The organism is Phenylobacterium sp., assembly GCF_041916435.1.
Lineage (GTDB): Bacteria > Pseudomonadota > Alphaproteobacteria > Caulobacterales > Caulobacteraceae > Phenylobacterium.
This window is the reverse complement of the sequence record NZ_JAYRZM010000018.1, coordinates 1-2733: the sequence shown is the minus strand read 5'-3', so window position 1 is coordinate 2733 and position 2733 is coordinate 1. Positions and strand designations below refer to the sequence as shown.

The following is a 2733-nucleotide window of genomic DNA, read 5'->3' as shown; positions in this document are numbered from 1 at the left end:
CCGTATGCGCCGTCTCCAGCCCATTGATATCGTGGGTTTCCTGCGAGCTGCGTAGGAGCGAGCCTCTTTGTGGTTTTCTGCAAGGGGGCGATGGTGGCGGATGGTGGCGACGGGTTCGTTGGTCGTGTCGAGGTGGTTCGTCGGACGCGGGGGTATCGGCGCTGGCCTGAGGCGGTGAAGGCCCGGATCGTGGCGGAGAGTTTCCAGCCCGGGGTGCGAGTTGTGGATGTCGCGCAGCGGCATGATCTTGCGCCGCATCAGCTCTCGGACTGGCGGCGCCAGGCGCGACAGGGGCTTCTGGCGCTGCCGGCGGATGCCATGGAGGCGGTAGGCGCGACCGTGGTGCCGGCGTTCGTGCCGGTGTCGGTAGATGACGAGGTGGATGCCTCGCCTGATGCCGCGCGCGGTGCCGAAGGGGTCGTCGGAATCGAGATTGGCGACGGAATTATTGTCCGCGTGCCGGGCGACGTGTCGGCGGAGCGGGCGGCGGCGCTTGTGCGTGCGCTGCGCAGGTCGGCATGATCGTCGCCGGGCAGCGGCTGCCGATCCTGGTGGCGACCCGACCGGTGGACTTCCGTTGCGGTCATCAGGCGCTGGCACTGATCGTTCAGAACACGCTGCGGCTCGATCCGCATTCCGGGGTGATGGTGATCTTCCGATCGAAGCGCGGCGACAGATTGAAGATCCTGGTGTGGGACGGCACCGGCATGGTGCTGGTGTATAAGGTCCTGGAGCAGGGCAAGTTCGCCTGGCCGAAGGTTCAGGACGGGGTGATGCGGCTGTCACGGGCGCAATGCGAGGCGCTGGTCGAGGGCCTGGATTGGCGGCGGGTGATGGCGCAGCGGGTGACGGTGCCGACTGCGGCGGGGTGACTCAGGTCGTCGTTCCGGGCGTTGTTTTGTTGGGCTTCCCTGCCGGGATCGGATAGAAAGGGCCATGTCGCAGCCCCTCGATCTGAGCCGCTTTCCTGACCTCCCGCCCGAGGTGGTGGCGGCCTTTGCAGCGCAGCACGAGGCGCTGGAGGCCGCCCGGTTCGAGGCCTCGGTCGAACGCGCGGCACGCCAGCACGAGCAAGCGGTGGTGGCCGAGAAGGAGGCGTTCATCGCCGAGCTCAAGGAGCTGGTGGTGACGCTGGAAGGCCAGATCCAGCAGTATCGCCGCGCGAAGTTCGGGCCGAAGTCCGAGAAGCTGGACCCCGCCCAGCTGGACCTGGCACTGGAAGACCTCGAGACTGCCATCGCCGAGACCGAGGCGCGCATCGCTGCGGTCGAAGAGAAGATCGCCGCCAGCACGCTCGATCCCGAGAAGAAAGCTCGGCGTAAACCGCGCAAAGCCCGGGCGCTGCCCGAAGGCCTGCCGCATGTGGAGCGGGTGGTCGAGCCCGACAGCATCGCCTGTCCTTGTGGCTGTGGCGACATGGTCCGGATCGGCGAGGACCGCAGCAAGCGGCTGGATTGCATCCCCGCGCGGTATCAGGTGATCGTCACGGTGCGACCCAGATACGCCTGCCCCAAGGGCCGGGCCGGTGTGGTGCAGGCAAAAGCCCCGGCGCATCTGCTCGAAGGCAGCTGGCCTACCGAGGCGCTGCTCGCGCAGATCGCGGTCGCCAAGCATTCTGAACACATGCCCTTGAACCGGCAGTCGCTGGTCATGGCCCGGCACGGGGTGCCCATCGACCGCTCGGTGCTGGCCGACTGGATGGGCCGGACCGGCGCGCTGATCGCGCCCGTGGTCGAGCGCATGACGGTGCTTCTGAAGACCGGCGGCACCCGCCTCTATGTCGACGAGACCACAGCCCCGGTCCTGGACCCAGGGCGCGGCAAGACGAAGACCGGATATCTCTGGGCGGTGCTACGCGACGATCGCGGTTGGGGCGGTCCCGCCCCGCCCGGCGTGGTGTTCCACTATCGCCCGGGCCGCGCCGGCGAGAACGCCGACGAGATCCTCGACGGGTTCGACGGGACGATTCAGGTCGACGCCTATGGCGGCTACACCCATCTGGCCAAGCCCGACCGGAAGGGCGGCAAGCCGCTTGCGCTGGCGTTCTGCTGGTCGCACGGCCGCAGGAAGCTCATCGCGGCCAGACCGAAGGCCGGCTCGCCCATTGTCGACGAGGCGCTGGCGCGCATCGCCGCGCTCTATCGGATCGAGGCCGCCATCCGCGGCAAGGATGCCGGCCTGCGCCGCACCATCCGGCAGGAGCAGTCCCGCCCCCTGGTCGATAAATTCTTCGCCTGGCTCGCCGCCCAGGCCGACCGGACCTCGCGCAAGTCGGATCTCGGCAAGGCCCTGCACTACATGCTGCGCCGCCAGGACGGCTTCCGGCTGTTCCTCGACGATGGCCATGTCGACATGGACTCCAACCTGGTCGAGAACGCCATCCGCAGCCCGGCCATGAACCGCCGCAATGCGCTCTTCGCCGGCCACGACGAGGGTGGCCGCAACTGGGCCCGCTTCGCCAGCCTGATCGGCACCTGCAAGCTGAACGACGTGGAGCCTTACGCCTACCTGCGCGATCTCTTCACAAGCATCGCCACCGGCCACCTCGACAAGGACATAGACGCCTTGATGCCATGGGCCTACGCGGCAGCGACCAAGACCTCACAATGAGCACATCCGGGACTCCCGGCTGAGCTCATTGTGAGCTTCACTAACCGGCACTCGCCCCCCAACGCACCCAACTCGCGCTCCCAAGCGCACCCCAAATCCCAATGGGACGGAGACGGCGCTTAC

General features: G+C 67.7%; 3 protein-coding genes. All 3 read left to right on the top strand.

The features are described 5' to 3' along the window. The first annotated feature begins 69 nt into the window (after nucleotides 1-69). Nucleotides 70-522 (top strand): transposase, encoded by a 453-nt coding sequence (locus tag ACE3TA_RS22510; protein ID WP_374576564.1) that lies wholly within the window; start codon nucleotides 70-72, stop codon nucleotides 520-522. Continuing rightward, nucleotides 519-872 (top strand): IS66 family insertion sequence element accessory protein TnpB, encoded by a 354-nt coding sequence (gene tnpB, locus ACE3TA_RS22505; RefSeq protein ID WP_028710877.1) that lies wholly within the window; start codon nucleotides 519-521, stop codon nucleotides 870-872. The genes ACE3TA_RS22510 and tnpB overlap by 4 nt, the downstream gene beginning before the upstream one ends. A 64-nt stretch (nucleotides 873-936) precedes the next feature. Next, complete coding sequence (locus ACE3TA_RS22500) at nucleotides 937-2610, top strand: IS66-like element ISPpa7 family transposase (protein WP_024844429.1); 1674 nt, start codon at nucleotides 937-939, stop codon at nucleotides 2608-2610. Nucleotides 2611-2733 lie beyond the last annotated feature (123 nt).

What these genes read in the sequence shown, in the direction of transcription:
- tnpB (WP_028710877.1), top strand. Translation starts at nt 519, where the DNA reads ATGATCGTCGCCGGGCAGCGGCTGCCGATCCTGGTGGCGACCCGACCG.
- ACE3TA_RS22500 (WP_024844429.1), top strand. Translation starts at nt 937, where the DNA reads ATGTCGCAGCCCCTCGATCTGAGCCGCTTTCCTGACCTCCCGCCCGAG.